Raw genomic sequence first — 17,689 nt, forward strand, 5'->3', positions numbered from 1 at the left:
CGCTTAAGACATTTCGGAAAATCTCGTTACCTGTTGGGTGGAAAAAGTATTTCTTTTCAAAAAATCACGCAGGTTACCAGATCGGAATATCTCTCCTATTTATGCAGGAGCGAGCCCTCCCGGATGCTGGTTTTCTATCCAGTGGACAATGAGCGGAACCGCAACAATCGCCAAGATTATCCCGGGAATTCCTTTAACCAGCGAATACCAGTTCAACCACGGTTGCATTCTATTTGTCCAATCCAGCAATAGCAGAAATAGGGTTAAAACGAGTTTATCCGCAATACTCCCTAATATAACACTCCAATATCCTTTCATTTTATAGTGATTATAGCATAAGGAAATTGTATATGCATAAACGATTAGTTCTCCAGTTACCACCCAGAAGATTGGCGGTTCCATTGGCGGCATACCCATAACCAGATAAGAAAATAGCGGAATGATGAACGCTGCTAGGATTGCATACAATGGAGGAACTAAACAGCTGGTAATACCAGCGGGAATCCATAACGGTGTAAATATCCCGCCGATTCCCAAAAGATGGAACGGAAAGCTAAAAAATCCGCCGAAACCGGCGATTGCTCCCGCAATCAATAATCTCTTGCTTAATGGCATCGAGATGACATCAACACTAGCATAACTCATATATAGCAACTTTCTTTTTTAAAATAGTTAAAACCAGAAAATCTGAGGGAAGAGAAATCGGAGACGATATTTCTCTTCCCTCTTTTTCAAAAGTAAACTTAGTAAGCAGTTATTAGGTATTTACCTGATATTATCCGGTTACATTCCGGGTTCTTGTCCCGGACAGGGGACACTTTCTGACCGGAGTTGACATCGAACCACATCACCGTTAGATACCGTTCCATTCGTCGGGTCATAAACCATATTATACTTAATATCTTTGCCGCGGTCACCATCCGGACCCGCGCCGACCATCCGCCATTCACCCCACCGTGGATGAATCAGTTGTCCTGCCCAGGCTGGTGGACTACTCCCGAAATTTGCAATATGTTGGACTAAATTAATATATTCATACTGTTTGATTTCTGGATGTCCGCTGGGTATTAAATTCGCAAACGGGTCTTCCGGGATTCGGGTAATATATGCAATTGGAGTAGTTATCGCCTTACTGATAAACTGCATTTTATCGTTGATGTTATTTTGGATTGCCGGAAACTGATAACTATCATCAGCAGCAATTCTACCATAAATCGGATACCAGGTTTCATCAACATGATATGCTTCAATGCCAGTAGCTAACGTTGCCATATCACTTTTGACTCTGGATACTTTCGACCGAGTTTGTGCAGCGAGAAAATTTGGAATCGCGATTGCAGCAAGAATCGCAATAATCGCAACCACGATTAATAGCTCAATTAAGGTGAATCCCTTGTTCATAATTGATATCTCCCTAACCTATAATATATGTTACCGAGTATTCTGCCAATAGATAGATATTCATCTCTTCAAGCGAAAGCCGTATATGCATCTACCATTTCTATTATTTTACGATACTTCCGAATAAACATACGAAATAATAAATCGTGCTACGAGGGAACAAAAAAATTATAGGTCAGTTCCCATCGCAGTAACCGTGAGTTTTCCGTGCTTAACCCCTTTCATACTAATCAGTTGGTCGGCAAACTGTTTCATTTTATTTCCCGGTCCTTTCAACGCGATAACCTCCATACAGTTACATGCTGGTAGATGCACATGCATTGACGAGATGATTAAATCTTCAAACTCATGCTGGAAATGGGTTAATTTATGCGCAATATCGCTAACCTCATGGTCATAGACGATGGTGACCGTCCCCACAACCGGAATATTGCTTAAAAACTCCTTTTGAACTAAAGAATCACGGATAAGGTCGCGAATTGCTTCTGACCGGTTAGTGTATCCTTTTTCAGCGATAAGTTTATCGAATTTCTCTAATAACTGGTTTTCAATAGAAATGCCGAATCGAATAACTGCACTCATACTATTTTTTCAATCGTAACACTTTAAATAAAATAGTAACACATAACACACATGATGTCAAGAAGATTTTAGGTATTGCAAAATGAGCTCCATCATTTTATATGGTTGATTGAAAATAGTAAACTCTTGATTCGGATATAAACAACAGACTGGTTCAACCAGCGAATCGCGAACGACTAAGATTAATTGATACGAAAGTTTCTTATGCCCAAGCAAGATTTTATCTAATATCCGGCGGAATCCTTGTTCTTGGAGTTCAAGAGGACCGACTTCATCAATAAACATAATCTCTACCTTATTTCGCTGTGCTCGTTCAATTTGCTGAATACAAAATTGTATCCCATCATGAAAAATAAACCATTCTCCAATGGAGATACCTGATTGTGCAGGAAGTGGTACTAACGTTTGAAGTCGAGCGAATGGGTGTGATTGCCGGGTCAGCAGACAATACGTGTCCGTTCCGATCTTTTGTCCTCGTTTGATAACCGGTAGATTGATAACTCCGCCGATATGTATATGTTGTTCTGATAAGTGCTGAGCAATTTGATAGAGAGCGGTTGATTTCCCACTATTGATCGGTCCAGAAATGATTATCGGCATAAGAACACAGCTGGTAGCTAGAATATTGGGACAAACCAAATCTGATTAATATCGAGTTAACCGCATTGTGAGTAGGAGCAGTAGTGATAATATCACGGTGCTATTCGCTGGAATCCAGATAAATCGAGAAACCGGTTTAGTTTGCCATTCTGCTAATTTTTCACCGAGAGCAAATCCAATCGGGCAAGTGATACAAGAGAGTCCGATCGCAACCGGTGCAAAATAAAGCGATAATGGATATTGTGTTCCCGGATATATGCAAGCAGGTATTCCCGTAACAAATTTAACCAACGGAAATAGGTTGACGGCAACCAATGCGGTAAGTCCGCCGAGTATCGCTTGTCCATATCGTTTCGATTTCAAAGATTCATCTAATATTGCGAAGATCAATAAGAATGCAAGTGATTCAGTAAGAAAACCGAATATCGGATTTGCGACTGCGCCATGCATGAACGGCAGATGTAAAAGATATGCATCCAACAGCTTGAATCCTGTTGTGGTCAGAAAAATCAAGCCGATACTCCATACATTCCGGCTATACGCAAACGAAATCGCAAAAAAGATTATCGCTATTCCGGTCATAACTGAACCAGTAATCATATATGCGCAACTACCACGAAGCGCCATACCCATTGCAGCTTCAAGCAAACCCCAGATTGACCCTAGCGCAAGAATAATTGGTAATTGCAATTTGATTGATTGTTTCTCCATAGATGTTCTGTTGCCTCCAAAAAGTATTTTGTTTGAACGAAAATATTATAACATAAGGATTGAACAAGGAGAAAACTTTAAAACGATTTTTTCATAGGAGTAAGAAGATACATCGTTTTTCAGTTAACTTGACCCCTGTTATTAATTTAGCATAAGATATATTGGTAAATTTTGAACGTTACCTTGAGAGAATACACTGCTCGATAAAAAAATCGGGGCGTAGCGCAGACCGGTTTAGCGCGCCTGCCTTGGGAGCAGGAGGTCACCAGTTCAAATCTGGTCGCCCCGACCAGTATCGACCTATGTCAACTGAAGAATATATACACTGGTTACAAATCGGATATCGCATTCTTCTATTTGGTGGAGCTGGATTTATCTCATTGCTAGTTATCTATACAATTCTACGAACGTTAAAAGAAGATTATCGGACACGCGGTTTCCTCGGTTTACTTATCGGTTTAATTAAACTCGCTATTTTCGTCGGGATAATCGGTATCATTGTCTTTCTAGCAATTGCAAACGATTGGTTAGGTGCAATAGATCGATTTATCGCCGGATTATAACCGCCTCGCAATCACATAAATCCAGTCTAACGAATTTATGCGATTTAACCATTTCGGTATCTACATCTGTTGTATCTCAATACTTCTCCTATCTGATGTTGCAGAACCACATCAAACGTGCTCCGCTCTTGCTTCAGAATCGGTTGGATCTTCCTATGAAATAAGTGAAATAGCGGATATTAAGCAAGAGGCTTTAATTCAACCTTGGAGCGGGTCTGCCCCTGCTGGACCGCCGTTACATTCACCAGATACCGTCTGGATAGAAAACACACTTGCGGGAATGACGTTAGACGAAAAAATCGGGCAGATGATTATCGTTTGGTATAGTTCAATAGCAAACGGGTATACGCAGATATCCGTGTTTCATGTTGGTGGATTTATTTTCAGCCAGTGGTCAGCGCAACAGGTATATAACGCAGTTTATGCGTTACAAACTATTTCGCGTATACCCTTATGGTTTGTCGCAGACTTTGAAGCGGGTACTGGAGCGCGAATTAAAGATGGAACAACATTTCCGCTGAATATGGCGCACGGTGCAGCTGATGATACTGCGCTAGCTGAACGATGCGGGCGAATAACCGCTCGGGAAGCGCGGGCGATGGGAATCCAAGTCGGGTTTGGCCCGGTTGTCGATGTCAATACTGAACCGTTTAATCCGATCATATCTACGCGGGCATATAGTGATGACCCAGACCGAGTAACTCGGTTAGCGAAAGCTTTTGTCGCTGGCGCGCGTGCTGAAGGTATGCTATGTACACTGAAACATTATCCTGGTCATGGTGGAACTACTGGTGATTCGCATAGTGAATTACCGGTGGTAAATCTATCATATGATGAGATGGTTAACATCCATATCAAACCGTATGCAAACCTTTTACAGGATACAACTGTCCCCATCGATTTTATTATGACCGCTCATGTCTGGTATCCGGCATTCGACCCTGGTTCAACCGCTTGGCCGGCAACGCTATCAACCACTGCTTTGTATAATATTCTTCGTAACCAGCTTGGATATAAAGGGATAATTATAACCGATGCGTTTACTATGTCCGGACTTCAAAATGCTGCTCCTACTCCACAAGCAACTGTATATGCTATCAAAGCGGGAGTAGATATTATCCTAATGCCACCAAATCCTATGGATGTTTTCACCGGAATTTACAGCGCAATATCAACCGGTGAAATTACCGAAGCGCGAATTAACGAATCTGTCCGCCGCATCTTAACTGCAAAAAGTATGGTTGGATTGCCACAAGAAGCGTATCCGCACCAGTGGATACTAGATTCAACGCTACGGCATGCAGACCATTTAGCTACTGCACGTGAAGTAGCAGAAAAATCACTAACGTTCGTCGGCGATAGGAAGAATTCGATACCAGTTACTACTACAGACCGAGTTATGTGTATCATTCTATCCCCTACCCGAACCATCTTTTATAACAAACCAAACACCTATTTTCTTACTCCCTTACGGAATTATTTACCCACGGTTAGCGTTCGAACTGCAAGCACAACAATTTCGGCTACTGAACGAAATCAAATTGTTGCTGATGCGAGAACCAACTTCGACAAGGTTATTCTCGCTAGTTATGATTGGTGTAGTGTGTATTCATCAAATCAACAAATGCTGGTTCGTGAGTTATGTAATCTGACAATCCCAGTTATTTATATTTCTTTTGGGAGTCCCTATCATTTACTACAATTTCAAGCGGTGGACGCGTTTCTCTGTGGATATTGTAGCCAGGAAGATGAACAAGAATGTGCAGCACGAGTGATGTGTGGTCAGGTTACGTCGTCCGCACAACTGCCGGTTAGTTTATATTGGACTTCTATTCCACCTCAATACTGGGATTTACTTCACGAAACTAAAGAACGGAAGAACGACAAAATGGAGAAACGCTAGTTAAATGAGAACTTGCTAAAATAATTATAATGGCAGTTTAACTTCTTTACCGGTTTTCGCAGATTGATAGGTAGCCAGGATAATTTCAACTGACTTCCTACCTTCAACTCCAGAGCAATAAAGTGGTTTATTATATCGAATCGCATCGAGCATATTCTGGATGATCCGTTCATGCCCGAGCGTAGCAATCGCTGATGGGTCAGCTATGCCGCCAATACGCATATCTTGCGACGTTTGGGTTATTTCGTTTGGGTTACCATTTTCACCTTGTACGACCCACCGTTTGATACAATGCTCTTCAATAATAATCGTTCCCAGTGCACCATGCAATGCCAATTGCGGTATTTGCGCTGGATACGTTGAAGTAGTGCCAATAATTGTTCCGAACGCTCCGGTTTTGAAACTGACTATTGCAACCGCAGTATCTTCAACTTCAATGTGCCGCACTAAATGGTCTGCTTTTGCATATACAGTATCAATATCACCCATAATCCATTGCAGGATATCAATCCCATGAATTCCCTGATTCATTAATGCGCCGCCACCATCGAGTGCCCAAGTACCTCGCCAGGGAGCGGAATTATAATATTCCTGCGAGCGATAATATTTTAAATATACATCACCGAGTACCATTTTCCCTAACTCACCATTGTGCACCGCTTGCCGAACTTTTTGAAATGTTTCATACGTTCGCCACTGCAGAACGATTCCGAGTTTCACGTTCGCTTGTTCTGCGGCGTTAATCATTCGGTCTATCGCTGGTAACGTTATATCCATCGGTTTCTCACAGAGAATATGCTTTCCGGATTTCGCAGCGCTAACCGCAATCTCGCTATGGAGTCCGCTAGGAGTACAGATGCTGACAACATCAATATCCGGTCGAGTTAATAACTTATGGTAATCATCATACCATAGTGGAACATTATATTTCGTGGCAAACTGTTCTGCTTTCTCAGGTATCGTATCAGCTACGGCAATCAGTTTCGCATCTGGCGCTTTTTCAATTCCAGCGAGATGGAACACTGCCCCCATCCCGCAACCGATGATACCAAATCCTATTTCATTCATAATAACATTTCGCCGCAGATCACTCCTTATATTATCAAAAACCTCTCTGTTAACTTTCGGTTTATGCCTTAGTTATTTCTTTATGTTTATAATCAGAATTTTCTGTGTTCATCTGCGGCTAATATGGTTTTACAATGGGAGTTTGATTTCTTTCTTCGTCTTAACTGATTGATATATTGCCAAGATAATCTCAACCGACTTCCGCGCTTCCAATCCGGAGCAATATACCGGTTTATTTTCCAGCACCGCATCAATTATATTCTGGACTCCGCGTTCATGACCGAGTGTAGCAATCGCTGCGGGGTCAGAGGTACCACCGACTTTAACAGATTCACCTTGCGGGGTTACATCCTGCGGTTTACCATCCGAACCGAGAATAACCCATTTTTTTATGGTTTGTTCCTGGAGAATAATTGTTCCGAGATCGCCATGAAACTCCAATCGGGTCTCTTCTCCCGGATAAACTGACGTTGTGCCTTCAATCACACCAAACGCTCCGTTTTTATAGGTTAACACGGCTACCGCAGTATCTTCAACCTTAATATTACGAACCAGATGGTCAGCTTTCGCATATACGGTCGCAACATCACCCATAATCCATAGCAACAAATCAATTCCATGAACGCCTTGATTCATTAGGGCACCGCCACCATCAAGTTCCCAAGTACCGCGCCAGCCAGCAGAATCATAATACGCTTGTGACCGATAATATTTCAAATACGCATCTCCCAATACCATCTTTCCCAATCCACCGGATTGGACGGTTTGTCGAACCTGTTGAGAAGTTTCATACGTCCGCCGTTGGAACATTACCCCGAGCTTAACATTTTTCTGTTCTACCACATCTAGCATTTTATCAATTGCCGGTAACGTTATATCAATCGGTTTCTCACATAAAATATGTTTACCAGCTTTAGCCGCTTCAATTGCTATTTCGCTATGCAATCCGCTGGGAGTACAAATGCTGACAATATCAATATCCGGCCGTTTTAAGAGTTCTTTATAGTCGGTGTACCATGCTGGGATGTTATTATCTTTAGCGAATTTTTCAGCTTTTTCAGGAATAATGTCGCAGACTGCAACCATTTTCGCTCCTTTCGCTTTATTTACACCGAGCAGATGAAACGGCGCAATAACTCCGCAGCCAATGATTCCATACCCTAGTTCTGGCATAATTACTACCCCCTATAAAAATTAAATCCGAATATCGAAATTCGAAATCCATAACAATCAGGCAATAATAAAAATATCACATAAAAAGATTTTGTTATTATTGCAAGTTATCTTTTATTTCGATATGCGATATTCGAATTTTTGATTTGGTTTTAAACCAATCCAGTAACTGCTAATAATATCGGCGCAACTGAACCATCAGTCGCTACGAAATCGATGGTGCTGATTTCTTTTTCCGGATAAGGATTCCACCAGATATATGACCGAATAGTTATACGTTTCCCATCACGCAGTTTTCCTTTCCACGCTACACTCAGTTGTGGCGGAGAAACGTTATCTAGCCAAGAATGAATATTAATCCCATATTTCAAATCTACAAAGGATTTTGTACCATCTTGATAATTGATAATGTACTGTCCGATTTTCGATTCAGGGTTTGCTGGCCAACCGGTGGTATGCAAAAATGCAATCCTAGATAGTTTTTGTTTAATCGGAATTCCGCTAATTTTTTCCGGAAACGATTCTGCTATCCCTGGTCCTTTCAACATCAACCCGGCAGGAGTATCTCCGATTTTTGATATGGTATACATCACACAATCTTCTAATCGCACCGCACTATCCTGACCGAGCATGGCAAGTCTGGATAAATCATTACCCTGTCCATATCCGAGGAACCCAAGCGTATCTTGACTATCAATCAGACTAACATTGCAATACGATGATAAATCGAATAATATACCCGGTTGTGGTTTCAACAATTTCGTCGGTTCGTTATATCGCTCTCGAAGCAATTGTGCCGGGTCATAAGGCAGCTCATCAAGTTTTTTCGGTAACGGACTCCAGAAATAGTCTGCAGCGAGAATATAAGCATAAATTTGCTTGAACTCTTTCTCGAGTGCAGTAGCGTTTCCAAAATAGCCAGTCCAAGTCGTTTGCATCATTCCGTAAGCATTCTTCTTTGCGCAATACTGACTGAACCCTTCGATATTCTTCGGAATATACCAGGTACATCCAATCGTTCTAAAACCGTGTTCCTGATAGAAATCAATGCTTGGATAAACGGTTTTTGGAGCGTAATGCCAATCCGCAATAACGATATCTTTGGGAAGCGTATCAATTTTCGATTTAAACTTTTCCTTTAAAAGGATATCGCCCCACATCATCGTTTTAACCCCTTTTTGTTTTAGGTGTTCGTAAAGTTTCAACGTGTCCAAATAATATAAATCTACCAGTCCGACTTTTTTACATTCTTCATGCACCGGGAACGTACCGCGCATCTCGAATTCGTCATGACCAATATGGAGATATTCCGGTTTATCAAACAGGTCAATTGCTTCATCAATCATTTTAAATATAAACTCGTAGCTTTTCGGATTTAACGGACAGTATGCATACGGCATCGCACTATCTTCAACAAATTCGAGATTCTTTTTCGCCCGGAAAACGAACTCGAGATGACCAAGTGTCTGAACTAACGGTGTAACCGTTATAAAATGGTCTTTTGCGCATTGGAGAACCTTTTTAAATTCCGATTTCGTTATCGCAGCCGGCTGGTTAACTTCCGGCACCGATTCCCATTGTATCCCCTGTTCAACTTCATACACAATATGATTGATTTTATATCGGGAAAAAACCCGGTCGATGAGTCGAGTATGAAACCAGATGGAATCCTTATCCGCTAGGAGATGGATACATCGATATTTAAATTGTGGTTTATCAAAAATCTCCGCTCCCTTCGCAACAAGTGAAAAATCATGGTGTTGCCGAAGTAATTGTTTAAACGATTGTGTACCGTAGTAGGTTCCCAACGGATCACTCCCAGCGATAATTGCATACTCTTTCGTTACCCGAAGTATATATCCCTGTTCACCAGGATAAGTTTTAGTGACCCCAATATTCTCATGGTGGCAGATTTGTTTACTTATCGGATTCACCCACGGTTCACCAATAACAATCGCATTAGTTATTTTCCCGAATTTATATTTCGATGCGGATACAACTTCTAGATTGAATCCGGCAAGTTCGGCTATCTCCTGATTCAATTCTTCTGCTGCTTTCGCGTTTTCTTTCGATGGATTGGAGGCAATAACGATTTTAGTCTCCTTATTAATACGAAAATCATTCTCTAACAATTTCAGATACATCGGTTGGGGAATAATTACCACTGGCTTCGGCTGGGGAATGAGCGCGTCAGCTATAGGAATCGGATTCGTTCCTTCAGTTGCAGACGGTTTGAGCGGAGCGATATCTCCACGGTACGAAATAAACTTGCCATTAAATTCGATTCCTTTCAGGATACCAAACCGCACAGAGTTATGAAATGAACCAGCACAGAACGACCAGCTCGATGTTTCTTGATGCGGGAGTTCGTTCCGACAGAAGTTTATCCGCCAATATCGTTCATTGTATCCGCGCACTGCTAAGGTTGAAAACGGTATCTTAAATTCTGCTATCCAAGCATTCAACTCTCTCCCGGTTTTAACTTCCCAAACGAGTTTGGTTTCCGCTCCAGCATATCGTTCATCACCATGGAACATCGAATATTTTGTACCGAGAATATTGGTTACGAAATGATAATAATTATTATTTACCGTAACCATAAACGGAGAAATGAATACTTCAAATGAATCATCGAGATATACCGGGTCGTTTTCGGTTGTAAACTTTCCAACCAGTTGTTCCATTTTCGATTCATACCCACGAAATGCAATATAGATATTCTCGGAATCATACACTATCCAGACTTCGGTTTGCTCCCGTTTCGGCATTGCCGTCTGATAATCGAGAAAATTCGTTACCGGTTTTGCTTTCTGCCAGCAAGCATCATCAAGGATGCCATCTACATTCGGGGGCGGGTCAGCATAAACCGCAACTATTTCTGGTAAAGGTTGTTGAAGCGGAGCACCAAATCCTATCCCCGAAATGAATGAGAGCATAACTAATAATCCACCTAAACAAATTCTCCAACAGGTAACCATATTACCTAACTCCTTCCTATTCGACCAAACTTTAGCTCAGGATTTATACCCTTTAGGGGTAGCTAATTTTCTTAAGGTAAACGCCTGATAACCTCGACTAAAGTCAGATAGAAATATAGTTTTATTCGACAATTTATTGTCGTGTGGCATTGGTAATCTTATGTTCCGAATAGTTTTGGATAGATATTATACTTGAAAATCGAACAAAATAAAACTGTTAATCTCAAAATAGTGAGTATCTCCAGCGGAATTGATTTTCCTATCATGACTTTATTTCTGAGAAGGCACCTACTAAAAGCGGAATGAGAATAGAGCAATACCGTTTAACTCTATCCCCACTCAACTATCACCATGTTATACTTTAAATAAATCTCCCATCCGTTTCCCAAGAAGTTTGCTGGCGATAAGGAACGAAATTATCAAAATTCCCATACCGAGAACGCCCATCGCACTCGCGATTTGCGGTCCATCAGTTACCCGCCCGAGTAATGCATAGATAGCTTTCGTTATCGGGTAATATCTCTCTTGCATTGCGAGGATAAGACTATCACTTACTTCCAGCATCGCAAACGCAAAGGCAAGCACGCTACCCACCAAAACATGCATGAAGATTAAGGGGAAGGTTACTCGTAAAAACGTCTGACTCGGTTTTGCTCCGAGACTTGAAGAGGCTTCTTCGAGCGTGACACTACATTGCTGGAACCCGGCATACGCTGACCGAACCATATACGGCAACCGGCGAATGGTATATCCGATAATCAGTAATGGAACCGGATTAACTCGCGGGTCAAGAAACGTTCCGGAAAAACAGGTTAAATATCCGAATGCTAGGACGAGTCCGGGGATGGTTAAACTTAACATCGTTAAAATATCCAACATCATTGCTCCGCGAATCTTCTTCCGCGCAACCAGATAGGCAATACTAACTCCGATAAGAATATTGAGAAACGTACTCGCAGCACTTAACATCAAACTATTCCTGATACTGCTAATCGCTAAGGGATGCGCAAATGCTAACTGATAATATTTCAGTGTCCATTTAGTTGGCAGAACGGTCATAAACCATTCATCCGAAAATGAAGTTAAGATGACGCCAAGATGGGGCAGAACGGAAATGAAAATTAAAAGAATCAACAACAACGATAGAACGATAGAACGAATGAACTGGATAACTTTATTGTTATCTTTTCGTTCTGAAACAACGATTTCGGTTTTTCGAGTTAAGCTCGCATATCCTTTCGTACCGCCGATTTTTTTACTAACGATAAATAGCAGAATAGTTAAGAACAGCACAGATACGACTAACGCATAGCCCATCGGGTTCACGGCCATATCCGTTATCATTTCGAATATCATTATGGGAACAACTTTCCGATATTCAAAAATCAGCGGAGTACCTAAATCTGCAAATGACCATAAGAAAACGATTACCGCACCAGCAAAATATCCGGGTAAAATTAACGGCAGGGTTACGGTTCTCCAGCGTCGGAACGGTTTCGCACCAAGACTGGCTGCAGCTTCTTCTAAACTCAGGTCGAGATTAGCTAAACTTGCGGTTAAGTTTAAATACATTATCGGATATAAATGGAGCGTTTCGAGAATAACCACGCCCCAGAATCCCGCTGCACCAAGAAAATCGAGCGGTTCCGCAATCAGCCCGAATTGTATCAGCAGCAGATTGACTGACCCAAACCGAGCAAGCAGTTGCTTAAATCCGATTGCGCCGACAAACGGCGGGACGATTAACGGTAGTAATACTAACCCGCTGAAAATCCGTTTCCCGAAAAACTGGTATCGTCGGAATATCAGCGATAATGGGAAACTAATCAGCGTGGTTAACAGCGTTACTACCAGTGCAAGATGGAAACTATTACGTAACCCCTGCTGGATAATCGGATGAGTTAATAGAAGTTTAAAATAGGTTAAATCAAATTGCCCGTCTATCCAAACCGATTGCTCAACCACATAGAATATTGGGTAGATGAAAAAAACCACAAAGAAGAGTAGGAGAATAGCAAGTAATCCAAACTTCATAACCGATTTATATAAAGACCGCTAAGAACGCAAAAGTTATTGAGTTCCATTAGCGCTCTTTGCGAGTAATAGACCTTATCCCGAATGGTACATGAAAAACAATCCCTCGTTTACTTGCGCAAGGAAGAGATTTAGTGACGAAATTCCGCCATTCTTGATCCCGCTTATACCCCCTATCTGAAGATAGGAAGTAATCAGTTTAGGGGATTGGATAGCCCCAAACTTGAGCCCAGAGAAACAAATGCATCATGAATACACCTTAGGGTTTAACCCCGAGCTATACTCAATATAAGAGACAACGTCAATTGCAAAATTTGGGGGTATAACAATTATTCTTTTAGAACTATAATATGTTCAGGAGGAAATGAAATGTTGATTTTTTCTCCCGGTTTAACCGACACTGCTTTTGCTTCAGTTACTACGGCTTTCCATTCCAACCCAGTAGCGAGATGGAACCAAATTTGCTCCTGTTCCCCTTGAAAACTTGCGCTAACTATATCTGCAGAAAACCGGTTCATCGGGCTATGTTCGTACTCGGTACTTGATGCTTGGTACTTTTGTAACTGGATTGATTCCGGTCGAATTGAGCATATCACTGATTGACCTGGTTGAACGGGAATAGAACCCTGATTCGCTATTAGTTGCCCGAGTTCGGTCTGAATAAGAATCTGATTGTGTTCTAGTATCTGTTGTATCGTTCCATTAATCAGATTGGTTTCCCCGATAAACCCGGCAACGAAACTATTAACTGGTTGATAATATATTTCTTTTGGCGTCCCGACTTGCAAGATTCTCCCATCGCGCATTACAGCGATTCGGTCAGCTAATGATAACGCTTCTTTACAATCATGCGTTACATAAATCGTCGTTACTCCTGATTCCCGATGGATAGCCCGAATTTCTTCTCGCATTTCAATTCGAAGTTTCGCATCTAGGTTCGCTAACGGTTCATCGAGCAGCAATAAATCTGGCGAAATAACCAAAGCGCGAGCTACCGCGACTCGCTGCTGTTCTCCTCCCGATAACGTTCCCGGACTCCGTTTCTCATACCCTGAAAGTTTAACTAACGCCAATATCTCCGCAACTTTCTTCTTTCGGTCAGCTATCGGGATATTGCGCGTTCTCAATCCATACTCGATATTTTTCGCTACGGTTAAATGCGGGAATAACGCATAGTTCTGGAATACAAACCCGATATTCCGCTGATACGGCGGGAATTCATTTACCCGCTGGTCATTGAAATAAATATCACCCGTATCCGGTTGATAGAATCCGGCTAATAACCGAAGAAGAGTAGTTTTCCCACACCCTGACGGACCGAGGAGAAAAAACAATTCCCCAGCGTCAATCTTAAGATTAATATCATTGAGAATGAGCTTATCGGCAATAGAAAGTTTGATTTGGTTTAAAGTTACCGAAACCATAAAAAACAAGCCACGATTGAACTCGAATTATCGTTTATCGCTTATATTATACAATATTTTATTTAATTAGATTCGAGAAAATTCGTGGCTTAATTTTTCGAGTTTTAAACAACCTAATTATTCCGATAATATCTAGTAAACTGTGAATTTAAAGGTTGCACTTGTTGGCTTTTATAAGTTTAACACTAACAATTAATTCTTGCGGGTATCATTTACTAGATTTGCTCCGGTTGCTCAATGTTCATGCTGGTTAATTGTTGCAGTTTCTTTTCTTGCTCTTGCAGTAACCGAGATAACACTTCCCCATAATATTCCATCAGTTTTTCCATCTGCGGAATCAGAATATAAAAATATTCCAACTTAAACTTGTCATATTCTAATGGTTTCTTTTTTAGTTTCTGGACGATTTGGAAACTATGCTGAATGAGCATGAATAATTGAATCAGGTTCGGTGCAGATTGATATTGCTCCTGCATCGGCGCAATGTGCGCCGGACTCGGAACTCCTATCGGTTTGTATAGAGCTTTCTGCGGTTGTGTTTTTTTCCTCGCACGATTCCGTTCAGATTGTTGATATAACGCTTCCCGATATCCCAGTGCTCGAGCCGATACCAACTCTTTCAAATCCGGGTCTAAGTCTTTTAATTGTAAAAATCGATAGATGGTGGTTATGCTCATTTTTAAAAGTTTTGCCGTCTGTTCATAGAAGTCTGGGAAAGCAAGTTCTCCTTTGGATAACTTGCTTTTTTGATATTCTTCACTCATATGGTCACCTCCGTGTTTAATCTTTCCATAGACCTGTTCAAACCGGTGTTTTCGTTCGAGAATCGCTTCGCAGAGCTCTAGCGGAGTCAAGTCTTTCCTTTGCATATTTTCCGATAATTGCATGTCAAACTGTTTTAACTTGGATATTGCGGATTGCTTATCCTGACTGTTTATTTCGAGCTTAGTCAAGGTGTAGTTCAAAGATGATTCTATTTTGTTATTTGAATTTGGAATGGTAAATTTAGTTTCGTTACCTGCTATTTCTTCCTTCGAACTTTGTATTTGAACTATCGCTGGAATTTCTTGCCAGCCGAGCAATTCAGCTGCTTTCAATCTTCTGAATCCAGCAATCAATGCATAATCTGATGTTACCACTATTGGATGTAATAATCCATGGTGTTTGATATCTTCCGCTAACTCGGTTATATTACCGAAATCAAACCGAGCACGAAAACCAATTTTTATTGAAGCAATCGAAACATTCTGCATACCATCTTCTCTCCTGTTACCACTAAGACACAAAGACGCCAAGGTTCATGTTTAAAAATGCTCATTTTACCATGTAAACCGATTCTACTTTGGTACTCTGTGGCTTAGTAGCTAAATTATTGTTTCAGATTTCGATATTCAAATTTGTTTCAGTTATAATAATTCATTTATTTAACCGCAGGGTGTCTCTATACTCTAGAAAAATATAGCCAAGAAAAATTATGCTTGGTAAGTAAAGGAAAGAGTGTGGTTAACTGATAAAAGACCGCTTTTAGAAAAAAGATGGTTTGAAAATTTCTCTCTCTGGGCTTGAATCGGAATTGAACGGTTCAATTCCGATTCTGCTCCATTGCTACTTGACAACCCAGTCGGTTCTGTGTTTTAATATATGAACATATAATCATACATTGGATTTAATATGTTTTTTATGCGAGAGATAGCCGAGTTATTTAACCTATTATCTGACCAGACCCGATTGCGGATTCTAAATCTCTTATTCCAACGACCATTATGTGTCTGTGAGTTGGAAGAAGTACTGCAGATGTCACAATCGCGGATATCGCATCAGTTGAAATTGTTACGCGCTGCCAATCTGGTTATAGATGAACGTGACCGGCAATGGATAATCTATCGTATCCAACCGCAAACGGAACATTTCTCGCAACTGATTCTCGATATTTTGCGACAATGGCTCGAACAGAACGAAATCGCGAAATCGGATTTAGCGCGGTTGCAAGAATGCATGGTTTGCGGCTCGAGAAGAACGACTGTTTGTAATGGTAATCGCAAAATCCAAAATCCAAATGTCAAATAAATCATTGAATCACAGTAATCCTTTAATCGATTTGGATTTAAACGATTTATTTGGACTATGAAATTTGAAATTTGAATTTTCAAAATTTTATGATGTTACTCCAGAAAATTTTGGGCGGCGGATTGTCTGCCCTACTCGATTATCTATCCGCGCATGTATTAACCTGTCTCGTACCGGCATTTTTTATCGCTGGTGGAATAGCGGTATTCGTTTCGCAAACTGCGGTGATGAAATATTTCGGGGCGCAAGCGAAAAAATGGGTTGCGTATAGTGTCGCGTCAGTTTCCGGAACTATCCTTGCAGTATGCTCATGTACCATATTGCCGTTATTCGGTGGGATATATAAACGCGGAGCTGGGCTTGGTCCCGCAACTGCGTTTCTCTATTCTGGTCCGGCGATAAATGTTCTTGCTATCGTTTATACTGCGCGGTTGTTAGGATTCGAGTTAGGGCTCGCGCGTGCTCTCGGTGCAATTTCGTTTTCCATTATCATCGGATTAATTATGGCTTGGCTATGGCGGAAAGAGGAAACGGTTAAAAATAGTAATAATCAAATGTTTATTCTGCCGGATGACCAGAAACCTAAACATGGTGGAATAACTATTCTCTATTTTTCGGTTCTCGTCGGTATCCTGATTTTTGGTGCAGCGAAAAAATGGATAATAACCGGCATTCTATTAGTCAGTCTCGGAATTATCCTATATCGTTGGTATAAAAAAGAGGAGTTGAAAGAATGGATGTTCCAGACCTGGGATTTATTTAAGAAAGTGTTCCCGATTCTATTAGTTGGGGTGTTTATTGCTGGAATGTTGAAAGTTCTCGTTCCGGAATCGGTTATCACTAAATGGCTAGGCGGCAATAGTCTAACCGCAAACCTACTAGCATCAGTATTTGGCGCGTTGTTCTATTTTTCGACCTTAACCGAAGTGCCGATTATTAAAGCATTGCTCGACCTCGGAATGGGAAAAGGACCGGCATTAGCGCTGTTGCTTGCCGGTCCGGCGTTGAGTCTGCCGAGTATGATAGTATTAATCCGATTGATTGGATTCAAGAAAACCCTAGCGTATGTGATTCTGGTAGTGGTTATGTCGACTATAACTGGGATGCTATTTGGAGTAATCATATAAACTATTACTTATTAGGAAACCATGAAATCTAGGATGATCAAAAATTCAATGTTACACG

General features: G+C 41.1%; 14 protein-coding genes, 1 tRNA gene and 1 pseudogene. 5 read left to right on the plus strand and 11 right to left on the minus strand.

Translation table 11 applies throughout. From position 1 onward, the window contains the following. Positions 1–99 precede the first annotated feature (99 nt). The 5 genes and pseudogenes from N3A72_06630 to N3A72_06650 all read right to left on the minus strand — a co-directional run bounded on the left by N3A72_06630 (position 100) and on the right by N3A72_06650 (position 3,294). On the minus strand, positions 100–645 hold the full coding sequence (locus tag N3A72_06630; GenBank protein MCX7919271.1) for a hypothetical protein: 546 nt from the start codon (positions 643–645) through the stop codon (positions 100–102). 672 nt (positions 646–1,317) lie between these two features. Further along, positions 1,318–1,401, minus strand: a pseudogene (locus tag N3A72_06635) (prepilin-type N-terminal cleavage/methylation domain-containing protein). 168 nt (positions 1,402–1,569) lie between these two features. Next, positions 1,570–1,983 (minus strand): nickel-responsive transcriptional regulator NikR, encoded by a 414-nt coding sequence (gene nikR / locus N3A72_06640; protein ID MCX7919272.1) that lies wholly within the window; start codon positions 1,981–1,983, stop codon positions 1,570–1,572. Between the two features lie 57 nt (positions 1,984–2,040). Beyond that, positions 2,041–2,583: a hypothetical protein gene (locus N3A72_06645; GenBank protein ID MCX7919273.1), complete on the minus strand. Its 543-nt coding sequence runs from the start codon at positions 2,581–2,583 to the stop codon at positions 2,041–2,043. A gap of 45 nt (positions 2,584–2,628) precedes the next feature. After that, the gene (locus N3A72_06650) at positions 2,629–3,294 is read right to left on the minus strand and encodes a hypothetical protein (protein ID MCX7919274.1); all 666 of its coding nucleotides are present in this window, start codon (positions 3,292–3,294) and stop codon (positions 2,629–2,631) included. 213 nt (positions 3,295–3,507) lie between these two features. Here N3A72_06650 and N3A72_06655 point away from each other — a divergent pair. From N3A72_06655 to N3A72_06665, 3 genes are all read left to right on the plus strand, one after another. Beyond that, positions 3,508–3,586 (plus strand) — tRNA-Pro (locus tag N3A72_06655). A 10-nt stretch (positions 3,587–3,596) separates the two neighbouring features. Beyond that, positions 3,597–3,857, plus strand: coding sequence for a hypothetical protein (locus N3A72_06660; protein MCX7919275.1), 261 nt, complete (start codon positions 3,597–3,599; stop codon positions 3,855–3,857). Between the two features lie 37 nt (positions 3,858–3,894). Then, entirely contained in the window at positions 3,895–5,760 is a 1,866-nt protein-coding gene (locus N3A72_06665) for a glycoside hydrolase family 3 protein (GenBank protein ID MCX7919276.1), read from the plus strand. A 24-nt stretch (positions 5,761–5,784) separates the two neighbouring features. Here N3A72_06665 and N3A72_06670 read toward each other — a convergent pair whose 3' ends face one another. The 6 genes from N3A72_06670 to N3A72_06695 all read right to left on the minus strand — a co-directional run bounded on the left by N3A72_06670 (position 5,785) and on the right by N3A72_06695 (position 15,690). After that, positions 5,785–6,828: a Gfo/Idh/MocA family oxidoreductase gene (locus N3A72_06670; protein ID MCX7919277.1), complete on the minus strand. Its 1,044-nt coding sequence runs from the start codon at positions 6,826–6,828 to the stop codon at positions 5,785–5,787. Positions 6,829–6,957: 129 nt separating this feature from the next. Beyond that, entirely contained in the window at positions 6,958–8,001 is a 1,044-nt protein-coding gene (locus N3A72_06675) for a Gfo/Idh/MocA family oxidoreductase (GenBank protein ID MCX7919278.1), read from the minus strand. Between the two features lie 152 nt (positions 8,002–8,153). Beyond that, the gene (locus N3A72_06680) at positions 8,154–10,979 is read right to left on the minus strand and encodes a family 20 glycosylhydrolase (GenBank protein MCX7919279.1); all 2,826 of its coding nucleotides are present in this window, start codon (positions 10,977–10,979) and stop codon (positions 8,154–8,156) included. Between the two features lie 354 nt (positions 10,980–11,333). Beyond that, entirely contained in the window at positions 11,334–13,013 is a 1,680-nt protein-coding gene (locus tag N3A72_06685; protein MCX7919280.1) for an iron ABC transporter permease, read from the minus strand. A gap of 329 nt (positions 13,014–13,342) precedes the next feature. Further along, positions 13,343–14,437, minus strand: a complete 1,095-nt coding sequence (locus tag N3A72_06690) for an ABC transporter ATP-binding protein (GenBank protein ID MCX7919281.1) — start codon at positions 14,435–14,437, stop codon at positions 13,343–13,345. 215 nt (positions 14,438–14,652) lie between these two features. After that, positions 14,653–15,690, minus strand: coding sequence for a ParB N-terminal domain-containing protein (locus N3A72_06695; protein MCX7919282.1), 1,038 nt, complete (start codon positions 15,688–15,690; stop codon positions 14,653–14,655). A 427-nt stretch (positions 15,691–16,117) separates the two neighbouring features. Between N3A72_06695 and N3A72_06700 the strand changes: the two genes are divergently transcribed. Both N3A72_06700 and N3A72_06705 read left to right on the plus strand, forming a co-directional pair. Continuing rightward, positions 16,118–16,504 (plus strand): metalloregulator ArsR/SmtB family transcription factor, encoded by a 387-nt coding sequence (locus N3A72_06700; protein ID MCX7919283.1) that lies wholly within the window; start codon positions 16,118–16,120, stop codon positions 16,502–16,504. A 92-nt stretch (positions 16,505–16,596) separates the two neighbouring features. Continuing rightward, the gene (locus tag N3A72_06705; GenBank protein ID MCX7919284.1) at positions 16,597–17,631 is read left to right on the plus strand and encodes a permease; all 1,035 of its coding nucleotides are present in this window, start codon (positions 16,597–16,599) and stop codon (positions 17,629–17,631) included. The last annotated feature ends 58 nt before the right edge of the window (positions 17,632–17,689 follow it).

This window comes from bacterium, assembly GCA_026416715.1.
In the GTDB taxonomy this organism is placed as follows: Bacteria; UBP4; UBA4092; order JAOAEQ01; family JAOAEQ01; genus JAOAEQ01.

Excerpts from the sequence above, each read along its gene's own strand:
- N3A72_06630 (MCX7919271.1), bottom strand. The coding sequence starts at position 645 with ATGAGTTATGCTAGTGTTGATGTCATCTCGATGCCATTAAGCAAGAGA.
- nikR (MCX7919272.1), bottom strand. The coding sequence starts at position 1,983 with ATGAGTGCAGTTATTCGATTCGGCATTTCTATTGAAAACCAGTTATTA.
- N3A72_06645 (MCX7919273.1), bottom strand. The coding sequence starts at position 2,583 with ATGCCGATAATCATTTCTGGACCGATCAATAGTGGGAAATCAACCGCT.
- N3A72_06650 (MCX7919274.1), bottom strand. The coding sequence starts at position 3,294 with ATGGAGAAACAATCAATCAAATTGCAATTACCAATTATTCTTGCGCTA.
- N3A72_06660 (MCX7919275.1), top strand. The coding sequence starts at position 3,597 with ATGTCAACTGAAGAATATATACACTGGTTACAAATCGGATATCGCATT.
- N3A72_06665 (MCX7919276.1), top strand. The coding sequence starts at position 3,895 with ATGCGATTTAACCATTTCGGTATCTACATCTGTTGTATCTCAATACTT.
- N3A72_06670 (MCX7919277.1), bottom strand. The coding sequence starts at position 6,828 with ATGAATGAAATAGGATTTGGTATCATCGGTTGCGGGATGGGGGCAGTG.
- N3A72_06675 (MCX7919278.1), bottom strand. The coding sequence starts at position 8,001 with ATGCCAGAACTAGGGTATGGAATCATTGGCTGCGGAGTTATTGCGCCG.
- N3A72_06680 (MCX7919279.1), bottom strand. The coding sequence starts at position 10,979 with ATGGTTACCTGTTGGAGAATTTGTTTAGGTGGATTATTAGTTATGCTC.
- N3A72_06685 (MCX7919280.1), bottom strand. The coding sequence starts at position 13,013 with ATGAAGTTTGGATTACTTGCTATTCTCCTACTCTTCTTTGTGGTTTTT.
- N3A72_06690 (MCX7919281.1), bottom strand. The coding sequence starts at position 14,437 with ATGGTTTCGGTAACTTTAAACCAAATCAAACTTTCTATTGCCGATAAG.
- N3A72_06695 (MCX7919282.1), bottom strand. The coding sequence starts at position 15,690 with ATGCAGAATGTTTCGATTGCTTCAATAAAAATTGGTTTTCGTGCTCGG.
- N3A72_06700 (MCX7919283.1), top strand. The coding sequence starts at position 16,118 with ATGCGAGAGATAGCCGAGTTATTTAACCTATTATCTGACCAGACCCGA.
- N3A72_06705 (MCX7919284.1), top strand. The coding sequence starts at position 16,597 with ATGTTACTCCAGAAAATTTTGGGCGGCGGATTGTCTGCCCTACTCGAT.